18 protein-coding genes are annotated in these 19494 nt (G+C 71.0%); 5 read left to right on the top strand and 13 right to left on the bottom strand.

The window, feature by feature from the left end; translation table 11 throughout:
* The first annotated feature begins 196 nt into the window (after positions 1–196).
* From IEY98_RS08435 to IEY98_RS08415, 5 genes are all read left to right on the top strand, one after another.
* On the top strand, positions 197–637 hold the full coding sequence (locus IEY98_RS08435; protein ID WP_189209645.1) for a MarR family winged helix-turn-helix transcriptional regulator: 441 nt from the start codon (positions 197–199) through the stop codon (positions 635–637).
* A gap of 117 nt (positions 638–754) precedes the next feature.
* Entirely contained in the window at positions 755–1225 is a 471-nt protein-coding gene (locus IEY98_RS08430) for a MarR family winged helix-turn-helix transcriptional regulator (RefSeq protein WP_189209644.1), read from the top strand.
* A gap of 223 nt (positions 1226–1448) precedes the next feature.
* Complete coding sequence (locus IEY98_RS08425; RefSeq protein WP_189209643.1) at positions 1449–2666, top strand: cytochrome P450; 1218 nt, start codon at positions 1449–1451, stop codon at positions 2664–2666.
* Between the two features lie 135 nt (positions 2667–2801).
* Positions 2802–4163 carry an MFS transporter gene (locus tag IEY98_RS08420; protein ID WP_189209642.1) on the top strand — a complete coding sequence of 454 codons (1362 nt, stop codon included), beginning with the start codon at positions 2802–2804 and terminating at the stop codon, positions 4161–4163.
* Positions 4164–4167: 4 nt separating this feature from the next.
* Complete coding sequence (locus IEY98_RS08415; RefSeq protein WP_189209641.1) at positions 4168–4926, top strand: helix-turn-helix domain-containing protein; 759 nt, start codon at positions 4168–4170, stop codon at positions 4924–4926.
* Between the two features lie 97 nt (positions 4927–5023).
* On the opposite strand, the gene IEY98_RS08410 is transcribed toward IEY98_RS08415, so the two are convergent.
* The 13 genes from IEY98_RS08410 to IEY98_RS08350 all read right to left on the bottom strand — a co-directional run bounded on the left by IEY98_RS08410 (position 5024) and on the right by IEY98_RS08350 (position 19478).
* On the bottom strand, positions 5024–5743 hold the full coding sequence (locus tag IEY98_RS08410; RefSeq protein ID WP_189209640.1) for a barstar family protein: 720 nt from the start codon (positions 5741–5743) through the stop codon (positions 5024–5026).
* A 315-nt stretch (positions 5744–6058) separates the two neighbouring features.
* Entirely contained in the window at positions 6059–6634 is a 576-nt protein-coding gene (locus IEY98_RS08405) for a YdeI/OmpD-associated family protein (RefSeq protein WP_229786682.1), read from the bottom strand.
* Positions 6635–6786: 152 nt separating this feature from the next.
* Positions 6787–7230, bottom strand: coding sequence for a hypothetical protein (locus IEY98_RS08400; RefSeq protein ID WP_229786681.1), 444 nt, complete (start codon positions 7228–7230; stop codon positions 6787–6789).
* Between the two features lie 110 nt (positions 7231–7340).
* On the bottom strand, positions 7341–7748 hold the full coding sequence (locus tag IEY98_RS08395; RefSeq protein ID WP_189209638.1) for a PaaI family thioesterase: 408 nt from the start codon (positions 7746–7748) through the stop codon (positions 7341–7343).
* Positions 7745–8503 (bottom strand): thioesterase II family protein, encoded by a 759-nt coding sequence (locus IEY98_RS08390; RefSeq protein WP_189209637.1) that lies wholly within the window; start codon positions 8501–8503, stop codon positions 7745–7747. The genes IEY98_RS08395 and IEY98_RS08390 overlap by 4 nt, the downstream gene beginning before the upstream one ends.
* Complete coding sequence (locus IEY98_RS08385) at positions 8500–9459, bottom strand: LLM class flavin-dependent oxidoreductase (RefSeq protein WP_189209636.1); 960 nt, start codon at positions 9457–9459, stop codon at positions 8500–8502. The genes IEY98_RS08390 and IEY98_RS08385 overlap by 4 nt, the downstream gene beginning before the upstream one ends.
* Positions 9456–10997, bottom strand: a complete 1542-nt coding sequence (locus IEY98_RS08380; RefSeq protein WP_189209635.1) for a long-chain-fatty-acid--CoA ligase — start codon at positions 10995–10997, stop codon at positions 9456–9458. The genes IEY98_RS08385 and IEY98_RS08380 overlap by 4 nt, the downstream gene beginning before the upstream one ends.
* 10 nt (positions 10998–11007) lie before the next feature.
* Positions 11008–15933, bottom strand: a complete 4926-nt coding sequence (locus tag IEY98_RS08375) for a type I polyketide synthase (protein WP_189209634.1) — start codon at positions 15931–15933, stop codon at positions 11008–11010.
* 10 nt (positions 15934–15943) lie between these two features.
* A complete protein-coding gene (locus IEY98_RS08370; protein WP_189209633.1) occupies positions 15944–16336 on the bottom strand; it encodes an acyl carrier protein in 393 nt (130 codons plus the stop codon).
* A gap of 139 nt (positions 16337–16475) precedes the next feature.
* Positions 16476–17696: a beta-ketoacyl-[acyl-carrier-protein] synthase family protein gene (locus IEY98_RS08365; RefSeq protein WP_189209632.1), complete on the bottom strand. Its 1221-nt coding sequence runs from the start codon at positions 17694–17696 to the stop codon at positions 16476–16478.
* The gene (locus IEY98_RS08360; RefSeq protein ID WP_189209631.1) at positions 17696–17932 is read right to left on the bottom strand and encodes an acyl carrier protein; all 237 of its coding nucleotides are present in this window, start codon (positions 17930–17932) and stop codon (positions 17696–17698) included. The genes IEY98_RS08365 and IEY98_RS08360 overlap by 1 nt, the downstream gene beginning before the upstream one ends.
* A 48-nt stretch (positions 17933–17980) precedes the next feature.
* Entirely contained in the window at positions 17981–18970 is a 990-nt protein-coding gene (locus tag IEY98_RS08355) for a VlmB-like protein (protein WP_189209630.1), read from the bottom strand.
* Between the two features lie 4 nt (positions 18971–18974).
* Positions 18975–19478 carry a hypothetical protein gene (locus IEY98_RS08350; RefSeq protein WP_189209629.1) on the bottom strand — a complete coding sequence of 168 codons (504 nt, stop codon included), beginning with the start codon at positions 19476–19478 and terminating at the stop codon, positions 18975–18977.
* Between the last annotated feature and the right edge of the window lie 16 nt (positions 19479–19494).

The raw sequence follows: 19494 nt of genomic DNA, 5'->3' as shown, positions 1-19494 counted from the left end.
CCCGGTCGATCGCTTGTTCATGAGCGTCCTTCACGTTGTCCGGACACAGCGGCGCCCGCGCCGCAGCGACGCCAGGGACCTTACTTGATCTACGCCATCCGGGGAACACCCTCGGGCGCGGTTGTGGCCGCAATCGACAGCGCCCTATCATAAGTCAGATTCGTAACAGGAGGCTGGCTTGAATACACGGTCTGGCATGGCGGACCTGGAGGCGGAGATCGCCCGTCGCCCCGGTCACGCCATCAAGCGTGCCGAGCAGGCGCTGACCACGGCCAAGGCCGCGGCTCTGCGCGCGTTCGACCTCACTGTGCCGCAGTACGCGGGACTGCTGGTCCTCTCCTACCTCCCCGGCGCGTCCGGGGCGCAACTGGCGAGGATCTGCGCGGTCACCCCGCAGACCATGGCGACGGTGTTGGCGAATCTGGAAGCCAAGGGACTGATCACCCGCACCCCGTCGAGCGTGCACCAGAAGGTGTTCGTCACCAAGCTGACCCGGGCGGGCAGCGCGCTGCTCAAGCGGGCCGACGTCAAGGCGCACGCGGTCGAGGAGAGCCTCGCCGCCGAGTTCACCGAGGAGGAGCTGGCGCGCTTCGCCGACTACCTCGAACGCGCGGTGAAGGTGCTCGGCGGCAAGTGACCCGCCGCGAGGAGAGGGGCCGCAGCGGACTGCGGCCCCTCTCCCATGTTCGAGTTCTGACATGAGACCGTGCCCTGCTATACTTCGGGCGCATACTCACGGCCGGGAGGGGACCACATGAAGACCGCATCCCCTGGTGGTCCGGCCGCACCGGGCCTGCGGGAACTCGGCGCCACCATCCGGTCGGCCGAGCACGCGATCAGCACGAGGACCGCGCAGCTGCTGCGCACGCTGGACCTCACCGTGCGCCAGTACTCGACGATGATGGTCCTCGCCGAGCGCCCCGACCTCTCCGGCGCGCACCTGGCCCGGCTGTGCCTGGTGACCCCGCAGAGCATGGCCGCCATCCTGGCCAAGCTCGCCGAGCGCGAGCTCATCGAGCGCACCCCGTCGGACGTCCACGAGCGGGTCCTGCTGGCGCGGCTGAGCGCCAAGGGCTGGGCCGCGCTGCGCAAGGCCGACGCGCTGACCGAGTCCGCGGGCGCGCGCCTCACCGGCGTCCTGCGGCCCGCCGAGCGCAGCCAGCTGCGCGACTACCTGCAGCGCGTCATCGACGCGTTCAGTCCAGCGCCCGACGACGCGCGCTGACGGGCGCGGCGGCCGGTGTCAGCAGCCGGTCAGACCCCCCTGCGACCTTGGGATGGCGAAACCGGGCCGGGTTTGACGACCCAGTCCGGTTTCGACCTGCGCGGATGCGGTGCGGGATAAGGATTCCTCACGTATTCGAACCTTGATCTATACCAGTACCCTGATATCGTGGTCCTCGACTCATCACACGCCCCGCGGGGCTTGCACACGAGGGGTGAAGACCATGACCGTGACCGCGGAACCCTCCCTGGCGACACTGTTCGACCCCGCCGCCCGCCCCGACCCGTACCCGGTGCTGGCTGGACTGCGCAGCGCGCCGCGGGCCGAGCTGGGCGGCGCCCTGGTCGTCGTCGGCGACTACCGCAACTGCTCGGCGGTGCTGCGCGACCCGACGGTCAGCAGCGACCGGCAGCGCTCGCTGCTGGGCGCCACCTTCGGCGCGACGCCGGACGAGGTCCCGACCGACTCGTTCCTGTCCATGGACGCGCCCGACCACACCCGGCTGCGCGGCCTGGTGGCCAAGGCCTTCACCCCCCGCGTCATCGCCGCGCTGGAGCCGCGCATCCGCGAGATCGTCCGCCGCCAGCTCGACTCCGCCTCGGAGGCGACCGCGATGGACGCGGTGTCGCAGCTGGCCAACGTGCTGCCGGTGACCATCATCAACGAGCTGCTCGGCGTGCCGCCGGGCGAGCACGACATCCTGCAGGACTGGTCGAACCGGCTGGTGCGCGCCCTCGACCCGGCCACCGACATCGGCGACCCGATGGTGATCGCCGACGTCGAGCTGGCCAAGAACGGCTTCCGGTCGTTCTTCGCCGACCTGATCGCCTACCGGCGGGTGCGCCCCGGCGAGGACCTGCTCTCCCGGCTGGTCCAGCTGGAGCGCACCAGCGACGCGCTGTCGGAGGCCGAGCTGCTGGCGACGTGCTCGCTGCTGCTGGTCGGCGGCTACGAGTCCACCGCGAACCTGATCGCCAACGGCGTCCTGGCGCTGACCCGCCACCCGGAGGCGCTGGCCGCGCTGCGCGAGGACCCGGCGCTGGCCTCGACCACCGTGGACGAGGTGCTGCGCTACGACACGCCCGCGCAGATGGTGACCCGCGTGGCCCGGCGCGCCACCCACATCGACGGCGTCCCGGTGCCCCAGGACGGCGTCATCATGCTGCTGCTCGCCGCCGCCAACCGCGACCCGGCCGCCTTCGCCGACCCGGACCGCTTCGACCCCAGGCGCGCTGCCAACCACCACCTGGCCTTCGCCGCGGGCCCGCACTTCTGCATCGGCGCCAGCCTGGCCAAGCTGGAGGCGGGCATCGCCCTGTCCGAGTTCGCCCGGCGCGTGCAGAACCCGGAGGTCGACGAGGAGCTGCTCACCTACCGCCCGCACGTGAACCTGCGCGGTCCCGCACGGCTGTTCGTCCGCTACGACCGCATCCGGCCGTAGGGCGTGCCCGGCGGATCACCCCGGGCGGGATCCGCCGGGCGCGCCTGCCGTCAGCGGTCGGTCAGGCTTGCGCACCACAATGGACAGAGGGGGGAGCCGGGCTCTCCCTTTTGTCGTTTCCAGTGGGGAGCCGTCATGACCGAAACCCTCACCCGAACCACGCCAGCGGCCACCATCTCCGAGCGGATGGAACGGCTGCCGGTGCTGACCAGCCATCGGCACCTGACGCTGGTCATCGGGATCGGGCTGTTCTTCGATTTCTTCGACAGCAACTTATCCGGCACCATCGCCAAGGTGCTGCAGGCCGACTTCGCCTTCGACGGCACGGCGCTGAAGCTGATGCTGGCCTCGGCGTTCGTCGGCCAGTTCTTCGGCTCGATCTTCCTCGGCCGCTTCGCCGACCACTACGGCAGGCGCCGGGCGTTCATGCTCAACCTGGGCATCTACTCGTTCTTCACCCTGCTGGGCGCGCTGGCCCCGAACGCGGCGTGGCTGATCGTCACCCGGTTCATCGCGGGCGTCGGCATCGGCGCGGAGAACGCGCTCTCGGACAGCTACCTCGCCGAGATGCTGCCCGCCCGCAAGCGCGGCCGGTTCATCGCCTGGGCCTACACCGCGGGCTTCTGCGGCGTTCCCGCGGTCGGGTTCGCGGCGCTGTGGCTGGCCCCGCAGCAGATCATGGGCATTGACGGCTGGCGCATCCTGTTCGTCCTGGGCGCGCTGGGCGCCGCGGTCGTGTGGATGCTGCGCCGCGCGCTGATCGAGTCCCCGCGCTGGCTGTCGGTGCAGGGCCGCGACGCCGAGGCCGACGTCCTCGTGCGGGCCATGGAGCGGGAGGCCGGCGTGGAGAGCCCGGCGCTGGCGCCCTCGCCCGCGCCCGGCAAGCGGCCCGGCATCCGGTCCCTGTTGACCCGTGAGTACCGCAAGCGGACGCTCGTGCTGTGGACGTTCAGCATCCTGTCGGTGACGGCGTACTACGGCTTCGGCACGCTGGCGCCGCAGGTGATGGCCGCCAAGGGGTACGGCATCCTGGCGAGCCTGGGCTACGTGGCGGTGTCGTTCATCGGGTACCCGATCGGGTCGCTGCTGTCGGTGCCGCTGATGGACCGCTTCGAGCGCAAGACGCTGCTGGCCGGGTCCGCCCTGGCGATGGCCGCGTTCGGCCTCGGCTTCGGCCTGGCAGGCTCGGTGCCGCTGATGGTCGCCTGCGGCGTGGGCTACACGCTGGTCAGCAACATCTTCGCCAACGCGTCGCACGTGTTCCTCGGCGAGCAGTACCCGACCCAGATCCGCTCGACAGCGGCGGGCATGGCGTACTCGTTCTCCCGGCTCAGCGCCGCGGTGATCCCGTTCGCGCTCCTGCCGGTCCTGTCCGCCCACGGTGCGGGCGCGCTGTTCACCGTCATCACGGCGTGCATCGTGGTGATGGTCGTCGTCCTCCTGGCCCTAGGCGACCGAACCACGGGCGTCGAGGTGGAGCAGTACGTGAAGGGATAACCCGATGGCGGTGGGACCTCTGTTGCGGCAGTGGCGGCAGTTGCGCCGGATAAGCCAACTGGACCTGGCCCTGGCCGTGGACAGCTCGGCGAGACATCTGAGCTTCGTGGAGACCGGCCGGGCCCGGCCGTCGCAGGCGATGCTGCTGAAGCTGGCCGAACACCTGGAGGTCCCACTCCGCCAACGCAACGCGCTGCTGGTGGCGGCGGGGTACGCGCCGGTGTACTCGGCTCTGGCGCTGGACTCGCCGCCACTGGCCCCGGTGCGGGCGGGGTTGGAGCGGCTGCTGGCGGCTTACGAGCCGTACCCGGCTCTGGTGTTCGACGGCGGCTACCAGGTGGTGGCGGCGAACGCCGGCGTCCAGCGGCTGCTGGCGGGCGTGGACTCGTCCCTGTGCGACAACCTGATGCGGGCCCTGCTGCACCCTTCGGGCCTGGCGCCTCGCGTGGTGCACTTCCCGGCCTGGCGGCTGTACATGTTGGAGCGCCTGGAACGCGCTTTGCCCGCTTGGCCGGCTTTGCGAGCGTTGTACGACGAGGTGTCGGGTTATGAGGTGGTCCGCGGAGCCGTAGGCGGCAACGGCCCGCTCCCCGACGCAGGCTTGGTGGCCCAGCCTTTCCAACTGGAATGCGACGGCACCGTGCTGTCCTTCGTCACCACGGCGACGACGTTCAACACCCCACTGGACGTGACGGTGTCCGAGCTGGCCGTCGAGGCGTTCCTGCCAGCAGACCAGCACACGGCCTCGTTCCTACAGGGTTGACCTAGGTCGAAGAGGCCACGACGGTTCACCCCGCAAATTCGCCCACATGGACATCCATTCACGGCACCGACCACCAGGCAGTGCGCTCCCCTTGTTCTCACCGGAGCGTTACTCGTACCCCGAACTCCCGCAAGACCTCGATGATCGGACTTACTAGCGCTTCGCCCATCCTTTCTCGCGTGTCGTCGTAGCGCTTCCAGATCAATTCAAACATCGAACTGGTGGCCCGGGTCGTCGCCAGACAGTCGGCGAGGCCGTCGAGCGTGGACCCAAAGTACCCACCCGGGCCGTTGACGGATTCGCCGAGCGCGCAATAGAAGCTGGCTTCCCCCAGAATCAGTTCACCATCCAGCTCGCATATATCGCCAACCCCATACCTCTGAGCCGCATGACCGGCGGCGAACCATGCGTTCTGCGCCACGTGCAGCCAGCTGGCGTGGCATGAGACCGGGCTCCTCGCCCACTCCCCCCGTCGCATCGGACCTCCAGTGGCCCATCGTCTCCACACCGCTCCCGCAGCGGCGTACGGGGAGGTGTAGCCGTAGAACGTGGCTACGAAGCCCGGTGAGGCGCGACCACTTTCCGCACCGAATTCAGACCGCAAACCCACTCGCCCGACGAAGTACCTTCCAATCATCCTTCCCATCGCATCGACTACTTGCAGTTCCACATCCAGCAGGTCCGCGCCGACGCGAATTGGCCCTACCGCCGACCCGAAGATCAGGACATCCTCGTCGTGAGCGTGCCGGGAATCCGCGAAGAATCCCTCAATATCCTGCGCAAGAATGTACGGCGCTTCCGAGTCCTCGTCGACCAAGCGGTACAGCGGAGCAGTAGCCGAGCAACTATCCATCACACTCCTCCCGCTAGCGACACAGCCATCCATCATAACGGAGAATACCGCTAGCCTGCTGGCGGTCTTCCAACTTCTTCAACTACCTTGGCCAGTATCAGGGAAGACGGTGCGGTGAATTATCCCACCGACTTCCGGCTGCGGACGTTCGGTCTTCGCGTGCGCGCGACAGGAGACGCCGTCCCACCCGAAGGCGGAGCGGCTTCCAGTGATCAGGACTAGCTGCGTTCAGTGAGCACACCTGGTGGCCGCGGGCACCAGTCCACACGGCCTCCGCGACTACGGGTACGGCTTCTCGCCCTTCGCCAGCATCGTTACGTACTTCTCGATTCGGCGCGTTCGGGTCTCGGGCTTCTTGGCGTCCTGGATCTGGTACAGGATCGCGTAGCGGTTGCGTCGGTCCAGCGTCTCGAAGGACGCCGCGGCGGTCGGGTTGGCGGCCAGGGCGGCGGCGAGGTCTTCCGGCACCGTGGCGGTCTTCGCGCTGTCGTAGGCGGCATCCCAGCGGCCGTCTGCCTTGGCGCGGTCGATCTCGGCCTGTCCCGGCGGACGCATCCGGCCCTGCTCGATCAGGGCGGCCACCTTGTCCCGGTTGACCTTGGACCACTTGCTGTTCGGCCTGCGCGGGGTGAACCGCTGGAGCCACCACTGGTCGTCGAACCTGGCCTTCTGGCCGTCGATCCAGCCGTAGCAGAGTGCCACGTCGAGCGCCTGGGTGTAGTCCAGCGCGGCGATTCCCGGGCCCTTCTTGCGCAGCTTGAGCCAGATGCCGGGCGAGACGGCGTGGTTCTCGCCGAGCCATTCCTCGAATGTCTCGGCGGACTCGAACGTGACGGTCTCCAGTTCCTGGGGCACGCCTGCAGTGAACCACGCCCAGCCGACAACCATGACGCATCCGGGGCACGGTTAGCCGTACCCGGTCGACATCCTGCGTCCGAGGCGCCAGCCACCAGGACGCCGGAAAGCCGCCCCACCCCGGAGGGCGGAGCGGCTTCCGGCGATCAGGGCTAGCGGGTGGCCTTGTACTTCTTCAGGCCCCACAGCTGCAGCACCGCGAACAGGCCCACAACCAGGGCCTGGGCGATGGTCCACAGGGTGCCGATGGTGTTGGCCCCCATGATGCCGAACGCCGCCACCACGATGCTGCCGACGGCCCACAGGATGTTGACGTCGGCGACCACGGTGGTGCCCGCGGTGGAGGGGTTCGCGGAGATGGCCAGGGCGCCCACCCCGAGGCCGAAGGCCGTCAGGAAGGCGCCGATGTAGACCAGGGCGGTGGCGTCGACGCCGAGCAGGGATGCCGCCCAGGACGAGAACGCCAGGTAGATGAGGCCGTTGCCGGTGGTTACTACGGCGTCCAGCGCGAGGAACCGACGGAGCAGGGTCGCCGCGGACGTGGCCGGGGCGGGGGTGTCGGTCAGTCGCGAGGAGCCGTGCGCGGTCGTGGTCACGACGATTCTCCTATCAGAGTGGTTCCGTCCCAGGGTCTCGAACCTCGGACGAGAAAGCCATTGCCTATCAGGGTGAAACAGTGTTCTGTCAGCACACTGTCAGTGAACTGTCAGCGGCGGAGCACGGCCTGGGTCTGGGTCGTCTGGGCGACCAGCGCGCCCGTGTCGTCCAGCAGGTCGGTCTGGCAGACGATGAACTGGGCGCCGACGTGCATGGGTCGCGACACCGCGGTCACGACGCCGCCGCGCACGGCGCGCAGGAAGTTGGTCTTGGACTCCACCGTCGTGGTGGCCGCGCCCGGGGGCAGGTTGAGGTACGCCAGGACGCCTCCCACGGTGTCGGCCAGGCCCATCAGCGCGCCCCCGTGCATCGCCGACATGACGGTGCAGCGTTCCGGGGACCAGTCCAGCTCGCCCCTGACCTCGGCGGCGGTGGCCTCGACCAGCCGGACGCCGAGCAGCCGCGCGAACGGCAGCTGGGCAAGGATGAGCTCGGCGGGTGAGCTGACGGCGGTCATACCAGCGCCATCCGCCGCTGCAGGTGGCGCGTGAGGTCCGCGGTCACGGCGACCGCGTGCTCGGGGGTGTCGATGTAGAAGTGGTCGCCGGTGAACTCGCTGTTGCCCAGGAACTCCGGGGTCCGGGTGCGCCAGGACTCCATCGCGCCGGGGTACATCAGCGGGTCGGACTTGCCGCTGTAGCTCACCAGGGGGACCCCGCAGTCGGCGGCGTCGTCGACGTAGGTCGAGACCACCGCCAGGTCCGCCCGCAGCGCCGGGATGATCCGGGCCATGACCGCGGGGTCGCCGTAGACCTCGGCCGGGAACGACCCCAGCGTCTGCATCCACTCGATGAGGTCGGGCTCGGGCATCTGGCTCTGCTCGTAGGTCGACTGCTGGAAGCCCTCCGGCGCCCAGCCCGACGCCCCCACCAGCAGCGGCGGGCGCTCGCCGTCGCGGTGGATGTTCACCGCGACCCGGTACGCCAGCTGCGCGCCGAGGCAGTGCCCGAACATCGCGTACGGGCGGTCGTCGAGCTCGTCGAGCAGCGCGTCGTACAGCGCGTCGACCAGCGGCTCGATCTCGGTGAACGCCTCCTCGGCGAAGCGCCGCTCGCGGCCGGGGGCGCACACGATGTGCTGGGCGATGTCGCCGGGCAGCAGCGAGCCCCAGTTGCGGTAGATGGTGCCGCCGCTGCCCGCGTGCGGCAGCAGGAACAGCCGCAGCGGCGCGTCCGGGTTGCCCGCCGCGGTCTCGAACCAGCTCGCGCTCATGCCTGGCCTCCCAGCCTGCGGACGGCGGGCAGGACGGCCGCGGCGAGCTGCTCCAGCTGGTCGCCCGGGTCCAGCGAGCCGATGCGGATGATGATGTGCCGCGCGCCCGCCCGGACGTAGCCAGCGAGCCACTCCGCGCAGTCGTCGGCGCTGCCGTAGCCGTACGCCTGGAAGGTCGACATGACCTCCAGCGAGCGGCCGTAGTAGCCCTGCAGGTAGTCCTCCAGGGCCTGCTTGGCCTTGCCTGCGTCCGGGTTGATGTTCACGGTCGCGTACAGGGCGGGCGTGATGCTCCGCCCGTCGGCCTGCTCCTGGATCCGCTCCCACGCCGCGGAGTACGCCGACGCCGAGGGCAGGAACGGCAACCAGCCGTCGTACAGCCGCGCCACCCTGGCCAGCACCTTCGGGGTGTCGCTGCTGGCCAGCCACACCGGCGGCCCGCCCTTGGTGGCGGGCGCGGCGAGGCGGTCGAGACCGTCCTGCCGCCACAACCTGCCCTCGTGCGACGTCCCGCCCGACCAGGTCGTCTTCCAGTACCGGACAGTCTCGTCCAGCCGCCCGACCCGGCCGCTGAACGGCACGCCGACGCTGGTGAACTCGTCCTCGCTCTCCGGCATCGGGAAGCCCGCGCCGAGGCCGAGGACGAGCCTGCCGCCGCCGGAGGCGTGGTCGAGCGAGGTCGCCATGTTGGCCCCGAGCAGCGGGTGCCGCAGGGACGCGGTCAGCGCGGCGGTGCCCAGCCCGATCGTGGAGGTGACCGCGGCGGCCGCGGACAGCACGACGAACGGGTCGAGGCGGGTGCGCGCGGTCAGCGAGTCGCCGGTCCACAGCGAGTCGTAGCCCAGGTTCTCGGCGCGCCGGGCGAAGTCCAGCAGCGGGGCGACCGAGAAGTCGTTGAGGATCGCCATCTCGCGGGTCGGCAGCAGCGCGCCGATCCGCACGGCCGGGGTCGTCATCGGGATGCCCTTTCGGTCATGCGCTCCTCGCGCAGCACGCGGCGCAGGATCTTCCCGGACGGGTTGCGCGGCACGGAGTCCGGGAACTCCCACTCGGTGGGGATCTTGTAGTCGGCGATGCGGCCGGACAGGTACACCATCAGCTCGCGCGCGGTCGCGGTCTCCCCGGGCCGCAGCACGACGCAGGCGTGCACGGCCTCGCCCCACAGCGGGTGCGGCAGGCCGATCACCGCGGAGTCCTGCACGGCGGGGTGCCCGGCCAGCGCGCGCTCGATCTCGGCCGGGTAGATGTTCTGCCCGCCCTGGATGATCGTGTCGTTGATCCGGTCGCAGAGGTAGACGTAGCCGTTCTCGTCGAGATAACCGGCGTCGCCCATGTGCAGCCAGTCGCCGACCAGCGTCTTGGCCGTGGCCTCCGGCAGGTTCCAGTACCCGAGCATGTGCGCGGGCGTCCTGATGCACACCTGCCCGATCTCCCCGGGCGGCAGCTCGTTGCCAGCCGGGTCGATCACCTTGAGCTCGTGGCCGGGGCAGGCCTTGCCAGCGGCCTTGAGCAGCGGGCTGCCCGGCACGTGGTCCTCCGGCGGCAGGCACACCGCGCAGGTGCCGGTCTCGGTGGCGGCGTAGATCTGGGCGAACTCGCAGCCCATCATGTCGATCAGCCGCTCGAGCAGCTCCGAGGAGATCGGCGCGGCGCCGTAGGCGACCTTGCGCAGCGACCGGAAGGTCTCGCGGGTGACGCCGCGCTCCTCGATCATCATCTGCAGCATGGCGGGCGCGGCGAACGTCGTGGTGACGCCGACGCGCTCGATCAGCTTGACGGCCTCCTCGCTGATGAACATGCGCATGACGACGTTGGTCGCGCCCGCGTTGAAGCCGTGCATGAACCAGCCCATGCCCGCGATCCCGAAGCCGGGCAGCGAGATCAGGCTGCGGTCGCTCGGCAGCCAGTCCAACCAGGACACCCCGGCCTCGGCCTGGGCGGCGGGGAGGGTGAAGAACGCCCGGTTGGCCAGCACGACGCCCTTGGGGAAGCCGGTGGTGCCGCTGGTGTAGATCTGCAGGATGGCGTCGTCCGGGCCGGTCGCGGCGGCCAGGTCGGCGGCGGACGCGTCGCCCTTCCAGTCCTGGAACCCCGCGCCGCGCGCGACGGCGTCCATCTCCACGATCGCCGGCACCGCGATCTTCTCCGCGATGGCCAGGAACTCCCGCTCGACGAACAGCAGCGCCGCGCCGGAGTCGCGCAGGATGTGGTCGACCTCGTCGGCGGTGAGCCGCCAGTTGACCGGGACCAGCACGACCCCCGCCTTGGCGCAGCCGAGGGCGATCTCGTAGTAGTGCTCGGACTCCAGGCCGAGGTAGGCGACCCGGTCGCCGACGCCGAGCCCGGCGGCGAGCAGCCGGTGCGCGGTGCGGTTGGACTCGCGGTGCAGCTGGTCGTAGGTGACGACCCGGTCCTCGCAGAGGATCGCGGGGTGCTCGCCGCGTTCGGCGGCGTGCCGGGCCGACGTCGCCGTCAGCGTCCAGTTCTCTCTCATCGGTGCTCCCTCACGCGGCCACGACGGACGCTGTCATGCACTGGTTCACGAACTCGGCGAGCCGGGTCGGCGTCGGGTGGTCGAAGGTGACCCCGGACGGCAGCGCCACGCCGGTCGCGTTCTCGACGGAGTTCTTCAGGTCGACCGAGGCCAGCGAGTCCATGCCGAGCCGGACGAACTCGGTGTTCGGGTCGACGTCGGCGAGGTCGTCGATGTGCAGGATGCGGGCCACGGTCGTGCGGATGTGCTCCCGCAGGGTCGCGATCCGGTCCTCGGTGGACATCGCCGCCAGCGCGATGACGTCGAGCCCGCCCGCGTCCTCGACCCGGGTGTGCAGCTCGGAGTACAGGCCGCTGGCGACCGGCTTGGCCGAGGTGAACCGGGCCCAGTCGACCTCGCCCGCGGCGACCTGCGGCCACGGCCTGCGCAGCAGCACGGCCAGCGCCCGCAGCGCCTTCTCCGGGGTGAAGTAGAAGACGCCCTCGTGCTCCAGGGCCTTGACGTGCAGGTCGGACAGCCGCGCGGACATGCCGACCTCCGACCACGGGCCCCAGTTCACCGCGAGCGCGGGCAGTCCCCGGGCGGCGCGGTAGTGGCAGAGCTGGTCGAGGAAAGCGTTTGCGGCGGCGTAGTTGGACTGCGACATCCCGCCGACCACGGACGCCGCCGACGAGTACGCGACGAAGAAGTCCAGGTCGAGCCCGGCGGTGGCGTCGTGGAGCAGCCAGGAGCCGTAGACCTTCGGGCCGAACAGCCCGTCGATGGACTCCCAGGTCTGCGCCGCGATCGGCGCGTCGGCCAGGCCGCCCGCCGCGTGCACGACGCCCGCGAGCGGGTGCTCCCCGCCCGCGACCTCGCCCACGATGCGGGCCACGTCGGCCGGGTCGCTCAGGTCGCCCTTGAGCACCCGCACCCGCGCCCTGGCCTGCAGCCGCTCCCAGATCCCTGCGGCGTCGGCTGCCGGGGTGCCGCGACGGCCGACGAGCGCGATGTGCCGCGCGCCGAGGTCGACCAGCTTCTCGGCCGTCACCAGGCCCAGCGCGCCCAGACCGCCGGTGATGAGGTAGGTCCGGTCGGGGCGGACGGGCGTCTCGCGCACGTCCGGCTCCAGGTCAGGGCGGTAGGGCCGCAGCCGCTTCACGAACCGCTCGCCGTCGCGGTAGGCGACCTGGAAGTCTCCGGTGTCGACGGCCGCAACCTCGGCGAACACGGACTCCAGCCGGTCGGTGTCGACCAGCGTCGGCCGGTAGGACGGGTACTCGTTGAGCAGCACCTGCGCGAAGCCCCACAGCGTCGACGCGACCGGCAGCCCGGCGTCGTCCCCGGGGAGCGTCTGTCCGTCGCGGGTCACGAGCCAGAGGCGCTGGCCTCGGCCGAAGTTGGCGTCGGCCAGGGTCTTGAGCGTGTCCAGCAGGCGGGTGAAGTTGTGCTCGTTCTCCGCGCGCAGGCGTTCCACGCCAGTGCCGGGCACGGGCTGCCAGCAGAAGACGACGTCGGTCGGGTTGTCGTCCAGAGAGGACACCACCGGCGCCGACTCGGGCGCCTCCGCGCCCAGGAGCAGCACGCGGCGCTCGGCCGCGGCGGGCTCGGCGGCCATCGGGACCCAGTGCATGCGGTGCAGGAAGTCCCTCGGGCCCTCGGCGTCGACCTGGCGCAGGCCGACGCCCTCCAGCGACGCGACGACCCGCGCGCCTTCAAAGACCAGGACGTCGATCACCAGGTCCTCGTCCACCTGGACCGCGGCCGAGCGCCGGATCACGGCGCGCAGCTCCGCCGCGCGCGGCTTCTTCGCCAGCACGACCCGCGAGACCCGCACCGGGCGGTACGCGGCGTCGGGCAGCACGGCCCGCCACACGTCGTCGAGCAGGGACGCGGGCAGGTACTCGGCGGGCTCGGCGACCGGCAGCGTGGCCTCGGCCATGCCGTCGGACAGCTCGATGCCCGCCAGCGCGGGCTCGCCGCCGATGACGGCCGTGGCCAGCGCCGACTCCCCCGCGAAGACCTCGACCCGCGCGCCGCCGTTGGCCGGGTGGACGACGGTGCGCAGGTCGAGCAGCTCGTCGTCGGCGACCGCGGGCGGCTCGAACAGCCGCACGCCGCTCACCGCCCGGGACGTCTCGCCGAACACCTTGTCCTGCACCGCGCACAGCAGGTCCAGCACCGCGCCCACCGGGAACGCGGGCACCGAGGACCGGAACTCGTTCGCGGCCACCTCCGCGCCGAGCAGCGGGTGCCCGCCGGAGCGGGCGACGAGCGCGCCCTTGCCCTCGGGCAGCCAGTAGCGCTTGCGGTCGAAGGCGTAGGTCGGCAGCGTCAGCGGGGTCGCGGGGACGCCGTGGAAGGCTGCCCAGTCGACCGGGAGGCCCGCGGTGTAGAGCTGGGCGACGGACTTGCGGATCGTGGCGCCCTCGGGGTCCTTGGCGTGCACGCTGGTCAGCCAGCGGTGCTCGTCGGCGTCGACGCACTTCTTCGCCAGGCCCGACAGCTGCGCCGACGGCCCGACCTCGATGAACACGTGCTTGCCGCGCCGCTCCAGCGCGGCCATCCCGGCGGCGAAGTTGACCGCCTCGCCGATGTGGCGCACCCAGTAGTCCGGCTTGGAGATCTGGCCGAAGCGGGCGACCTTGCCGGTCAGGTTGGAGATCAGCGTCAGCTTGGGCTCGTGGAAGGCGATGTCGGCGAAGACCGCGCGGAACTCGTCGAACACCTCGGCCATCAGCGGCGAGTGGAAGGCGTGCGAGACCGCGAGCGCCTTGGCCTTGACGCCGCGCTCCTCCAGGGCCGCGACGACCTCGGCCAGCGAGTCCGCCCCGCCCGACACCACGCACTGCGACGGCGCGTTGTAGGCGGCCATCGCCAGGTCGGCGTAGCCCTCCAGCAGCGGCTCCACGTCCGACGCGGGCGCGGTCACCGCGACCATCCCGCCCGGCGCGCTCACCGACTGCATGAGCCGCCCGCGGGCCGCGACCAGCTTGACCGCGTCGGGCAGGGTGAACAGGCCCGCGACCGTGGCCGCGACGACCTCGCCGATGCTGTGGCCGATCAGCGCGGTGGGCCGCGCGCCCCAGGAGATCCACAGCTGGGCCAGCGCGTACTCCAGGGTGAACAGCGACGCCTGGGTGTAGCGGGTCTGGTCGATCACGCCGTCCTCGGCGTCACCGAGCAGCAGCGCGCGCACCGAGCGGCCGAGCAGCGGCGCGAACAGCGCGTCGATCTCGTCCACGGTCGCGGCGAACAGCGGGTAGTCGCGGTACAGCGTCGCGCCCATGCCCAGGTACTGCGAGCCCTGCCCGGTGAACAGGAACGCCAGCTTGCGCGCCTCCGGCACCGACACATCGCCCTGGCGCTCCAGGAACGCGTCGAGCCCGGCGGCGTCGCGGACGAGCCCGGCGACCCGCAGCGGGAAGTGCGCGCGGCCGGTCGTGGCCGTGCGGGCCAGCTCGGCGATGTCGACGTCCGGGTGCTCGGCCAGGTACTCGCGGTACCGGGCGATCTGCCCGGCCAGCGACCGCCGGTTCTTGGCCGACAGCGCGAAGACCGTCCCGGCCTCCGGCATCGGCTCGACGGCGCGCACGGGAGCGGGCGGGGCCTGCTCGATGACCGCGGCGGAGATCGTTCCGCCGAAGCCGAAGCTGTTGACCAGCGCGCGCTTGACCTCGGCGGTCCACGGGCGGCACTCGGTCGGGATCTCCACCGGGTAGCTCGACCACGGGATGCGGCCGGACAGCGTCGTCAGGTTCAGGTGCGGGAAGATCGTGGACTCGCGCATCTGCAGCACGGTCTTGATCACGCCGACCACGCCTGCGACCGGCTCCATGTGGCCGAGGTTCGTCTTCACCGAGCCGACCGGGATCGGCGCGGCGCTCGTGTGCGAGTCGCGGAAGACGTCGGCGATGGCGCCCATCTCGATCGGGTCGCCCAGCGGGGTGCCGGTGCCGTGCGCCTCGACGTAGGAGATGTCCTTGGGCTCCAGCGCGGCCGCGGCGATCGCCGCGCGCATGACCTTCTCCTGCGCGGGCCCGTTCGGCACGGTCAGGCCCGCGCTGTCGCCGTCCTGGCCGACGGCGGACCCGCGGACCAGCGCGAGCACGGTGTCGCCGTCGCGGCGGGCGTCGGAGAGGCGCTTGAGGACCAGCATTCCGCAGCCCTCGGCGCGGGCGTAGCCGTCGGCGGCCTCGTCGAAGGTCTTGCACCGGCCGTCGGGGGCCAGCATGTTCGCCGCGGAGAAGATCACCTGCGTGCGCGGGTGGTGCAGCGCGTTGACCCCGCCCGCCAGGGCGATCTCGCACTCCCCCGAGCGCAGTCCCTTGACTGCCAGGTGGATGGCGGTCAGGCCGGACGCGCACGCGGTGTCGACCGTCATGCAGGGGCCGTGCCAGCCCAGGAAGTACGACAGCCGCCCGGACAGCGGGAAGAACGTGACGCCGGAGGCCAGGTGCCCGTCGAGCTCGGCGGGGGCCAGCTGGTCCATCTCGAAGGCGTAGTCGATCGAGCTGGCCCCGACGTAGACCCCGCCGGTGCCCTTGCGCAGCGGGGTGGGGTCGATGTTGGCGTGTTCGAGCGCCTCCCAGGACGTCTCCAGCAGCAGCCGCTGCTGGGGGTCCATGTACTGGGCCTCTTTCGGCGAGATGTTGAAGAACGGCGCGTCGAACTGGTCCAGCCGCTCCAGGTAGCCGCCGTTCTCCGCGCGGATCTTGCCCGGCTCGGACTCGCCGGTCGGGGCGTAGGTGTCGAAGTCCCAGCGGTCGCGGGGCAGCGGTCCGATGCCGGAGCGCCCCTCCCGCAGGAACTCGGCGAACTCGGCTGGGGTGCGGGTCTCGCCGGGGAAGCGCAGCCCGATGCCGACGATCGCGATCGGCTCGTACTTCTCCAGCATCAGCTCGCGGATGGTCGCCTGCTGACGCGCGACGGTGGCGCGCAGGTCCGGCTCAGTCATGGTTAGTCCCTTACGCCCGGTAGAGGTCCTGGAGCAGGTCGTCGACGAGCGCCTTGTCGGACGCGCTCACCCCGGACGCGGCGGCCGAGGGGCTCGCGGCCGCCGGGAACACCTCGACCAGCACGTCGGACATCAGGTACGCGACCAGCTCGCGCACGGTGGGCCGGTTGAACAGCGCGTTGGCGCTGATCTCGCAGTCCAGCGCGGCCTCGAGGCGGCGCTTGATGTCGGTGATGCGTAAGGAGGTCAGACCGAGTTCGAAGAACGCCTTGTCCAGCGGCAGCGTCTCGGTCTCGTCCATCAGCATCGCCGCGCGGAACTCGGCGACGACGGTCGCCTCCAGGGCGTCGGCGCGTTCCGAGGCGGGGAGCGCGAGCAGCGCCTCGACGGTGGGTGCGGTCATGGCGGCCTCCGGGAGGGAAAAGTGGTCCGGCGCGCGGTTCATGTCGCGGCAATCCAACAATGGGGTCCTGATCGGACCCTGAAACACAGCTGACGGGGGCCGCGCGCTCGAGGCGCACGACCCCCGTCGGGGCACGGGGTCAGGCGGCCGCGATGGCCAGCACCGCGTTCTGCCCGCCGAACCCGAAGGAGTTGCTCAGCACGATGCCCTTCGGCACCGGCCTCGGCTCGAAGGCCACGTCGATGTCGATGCGCGGGTCGAGCCTGCTGGTGTTCGCCGTGGGCGGCGCCAGCCCGTTCTCCAGGGCGAGCACCGAGAACACGGCCTCGGCCGCGCCCGCGGCGCCCATCATGTGCCCGGTGACGCCCTTGGTCGAGCTCACGACCGGCCGGTTCGGCAGCACCCTGGCGAGCACCTGCGCCTCGACCAGGTCGTTGAGCGGCGTGGACGTGCCGTGCGCGTTGACGTGCACGACATCGCGCGCCGACGCGCCCGCCTCGGCCAGCGCCGCCTGGATCGCGGCCTGGACGCCGACCCCGCCGGGGTCGGGCGAGGTGACGTGGTGGGCGTCGGCGGTGGCGCCGTAGCCCAGCACCCTGCCCCGGACGCGTCTGCCCGCCGCCACGGCGTCGGGCACCCGCTCCAGCACCATCATCCCCGCGCCCTCCGCGCCGACGAACCCGTCGCGGTCGATGTCGAACGGGCGGGACGCGAGCCCGGCCTCCTCCCGTTTGGACAGCGCGCCCATGCGGGCGAAACCGGCCATGGTCACCGGGTTGAGCAGGGCCTCGGTGCCACCGGCGAGCACGATGTCGCAGCGGTCCATGACCAGCAGGTCGCGGGCGATGCCGATGGCGGTGGCCCCGGACGCGCAGGCCGTGGCCACCACCATGTTCGGCCCTCGCGCGCCGAACTCCATCGCCACCTGGCCTGCGGCCATGTTGGACAGGTGCATCGGCAGCAGCAGCGGCGAGACCCAGGCCGGGTTCTCCTCGAGGAGGACCCTGTGGTTGGCCTCGAACGTCTCCGCCCCACCGCCCGCGCTGCCGATGACCACCCCGACCCGGGCGCCGTCCCACGTCTCGGTGTCGAGCCCGGCGTCGGCGACCGCCTCGTGCGCGGCCACGAGGGCCAGCTGGACGAACCGGTCCAGCCGGTGGGCCTTGCGCCCGCCCAGCCGCTCGGCGGGGTCGAAGCCCGGCACCCGGCAGGAGATCGACACCGGGTTGTCGGCCAGGACGGGGTCGTGCGCCGCGCGGGACCGGCCCGACAGCACGGCCGCCCAGCTGGGCTCGACCCCGATCCCGCCGGGGGTGACCAGGCCGAGCCCGGTCACCGCGACGTCGTCGGGGCCTGCCATCAGACCGTCACGCTCCCGGCGCGCTGCTCCATCAGGGCGACGATCTCGCCGACGGTGTCCAGCTCCATCAGTTCGTCGTCGCTGATCTTGAGGCCCAGCTCCTTCTCCAGCACCAGCGACAGCTCGACGACGGCCAGCGAGTCCAGCTCGATGTCCTCCTTGGTGGCCTCGGCGACGATCTGGTCCCCGCTGATCTTGAGCTTGTCGACCAGGATGTTCTTCAGGGTCTCGAACACGGCGTTCTCCTTACCTGTGGTGGGGATCTCCTCCGGCGGGACGCCGGTTCAGGCTGAGACGGCGACGCTGCCGGACAGCCAGTCGGTGGGCAGGCCCATGAAGCCCATCCGGGCCTCGGCCATCTCGTCGGTCCAGCGCTCGGCGGCGTCGTAGCGCTCCTCGGGCGTGGTGTCGAGCATCCGCACGCCGGGCCACAGCTCGTAGTCGGCGACGAGGTCGGCGTGGCGGAGCATGCCCTCCTGGAACAGCTCCTCGCGGTGGATGACGTACTCGCGGTCGGGCACCTCGTTCCACAGCTGCCGCCCGGCCTCCAGGATCTCCAGCAGCCGGGGGCGGTACTCGGGGGTGCGGACCAGGTGGTCGCGCAGGATCGTCGAGCCGACCACCAGGTGGCGGATCTCGTCGATGGAGGTGCCCCGGGAGATCTCGCCCGCCGCGGGGTCCAGCACGCCCCACTTGCGCTCGCTGAGCTCGGCGGCCGGGGCGAGCACGCCCTCGATGACGATGGTGAACACCGCGACGCCGCCGTAGAAGTCCTTGCGGTCGCGCACGATGTCCAGCGCGTACTCCTCCACCGGCGCGAGCACCCTGCGGCGGTAGTCCGCGGTCATCTCCTCGATCTCGGCGAACAGCCGGTCGCGGGGCACGCCCATCGACACCAGGTGCTCGCGGAAGACGCGGGCGTGGCGGGCCTCGTCGATGAGCTGGGTGGCGAAGAACTCCATCTCCGGGATGCCCGGGGCGTTGGCCACGTAGTACGACAGGACCCGGGTGGCCAGCTCCTCCGACAGGGCGCGGAAGCCGAACTCCAGCACCAGCGCCTCGCGCAGCGGGTGGCCGGGCTGGCGCATGTAGTCCGGGACGAGCGCGTCCGGGGCGTGCCCGGTGGCGCCGCGCCCGGCCAGGGTGCCCTGGGCGACGTCGGTGAACCAGTAGGCGAGGTTGCAGTGCTCCGCGGTGAGGACGAGTTCCTTGGCGCCGTCCAGCAGGCTGGGCGCGCTGTCGAAGTCGGCCTCGGGCGCGATCGTGTTGGTCATGCTCTCAGCTCCCGGTGAGCGCGGGTTCCGGCTTGGCGGGCGCGGCTGCGTGCTCCGGCCCCTTCTGGTCGATGCCCAGCTCGTCCAGCATGCGCTGGTAGGCGGGCTGGGCGACGGGCTCGAACGGCAGGCCCAGCGGCTTCATGAAGTTGCCGAAGATGCCGCGGTCGCCGAACAGGTGGAACGGGATGATCAGCAGTGCCCACTCCGGACCGATGGTGAGGCACCACACGAGGATGACCGCGCCCTGCGTGATCATCGAGTGCATCACGTTGTACAGGACGTGGTACACCTTCGGGATGGGCCCGCCGTTCGCCTTCTTGTAGGCGATGGCGCCGGGCAGGTAGCCGATCAGGTCGATGTAGAAGAACAGCGCGACGGCGACCCACCAGCGCACCTCCGCGATGTTCCAGACGAGCAGCCCGGTGACGACCGCCAGGCCGAACAGGTACTCCGCGCGGTGGGCCTTGAACGTGTTGGGCGTCTCGTAGGGGTTGAGCTGGTCCATTGTGGACTCCCGAGGT

The sequence above is a fragment of the Actinokineospora fastidiosa genome, assembly GCF_014648415.1.
In the GTDB taxonomy this organism is placed as follows: domain Bacteria; phylum Actinomycetota; class Actinomycetes; order Mycobacteriales; family Pseudonocardiaceae; genus Actinokineospora; species Actinokineospora fastidiosa.
This window is presented reverse-complemented; position numbering and strand designations above follow the sequence as displayed.

Excerpts from the sequence above, each read along its gene's own strand:
- IEY98_RS08435 (WP_189209645.1), top strand. The coding sequence starts at position 197 with ATGGCGGACCTGGAGGCGGAGATCGCCCGTCGCCCCGGTCACGCCATC.
- IEY98_RS08430 (WP_189209644.1), top strand. The coding sequence starts at position 755 with ATGAAGACCGCATCCCCTGGTGGTCCGGCCGCACCGGGCCTGCGGGAA.
- IEY98_RS08425 (WP_189209643.1), top strand. The coding sequence starts at position 1,449 with ATGACCGTGACCGCGGAACCCTCCCTGGCGACACTGTTCGACCCCGCC.
- IEY98_RS08420 (WP_189209642.1), top strand. The coding sequence starts at position 2,802 with ATGACCGAAACCCTCACCCGAACCACGCCAGCGGCCACCATCTCCGAG.
- IEY98_RS08415 (WP_189209641.1), top strand. The coding sequence starts at position 4,168 with ATGGCGGTGGGACCTCTGTTGCGGCAGTGGCGGCAGTTGCGCCGGATA.
- IEY98_RS08395 (WP_189209638.1), bottom strand. The coding sequence starts at position 7,748 with ATGACCGCCGTCAGCTCACCCGCCGAGCTCATCCTTGCCCAGCTGCCG.
- IEY98_RS08390 (WP_189209637.1), bottom strand. The coding sequence starts at position 8,503 with ATGAGCGCGAGCTGGTTCGAGACCGCGGCGGGCAACCCGGACGCGCCG.
- IEY98_RS08385 (WP_189209636.1), bottom strand. The coding sequence starts at position 9,459 with ATGACGACCCCGGCCGTGCGGATCGGCGCGCTGCTGCCGACCCGCGAG.
- IEY98_RS08380 (WP_189209635.1), bottom strand. The coding sequence starts at position 10,997 with ATGAGAGAGAACTGGACGCTGACGGCGACGTCGGCCCGGCACGCCGCC.
- IEY98_RS08375 (WP_189209634.1), bottom strand. The coding sequence starts at position 15,933 with ATGACTGAGCCGGACCTGCGCGCCACCGTCGCGCGTCAGCAGGCGACC.
- IEY98_RS08370 (WP_189209633.1), bottom strand. The coding sequence starts at position 16,336 with ATGACCGCACCCACCGTCGAGGCGCTGCTCGCGCTCCCCGCCTCGGAA.
- IEY98_RS08365 (WP_189209632.1), bottom strand. The coding sequence starts at position 17,696 with ATGGCAGGCCCCGACGACGTCGCGGTGACCGGGCTCGGCCTGGTCACC.
- IEY98_RS08355 (WP_189209630.1), bottom strand. The coding sequence starts at position 18,970 with ATGACCAACACGATCGCGCCCGAGGCCGACTTCGACAGCGCGCCCAGC.
- IEY98_RS08350 (WP_189209629.1), bottom strand. The coding sequence starts at position 19,478 with ATGGACCAGCTCAACCCCTACGAGACGCCCAACACGTTCAAGGCCCAC.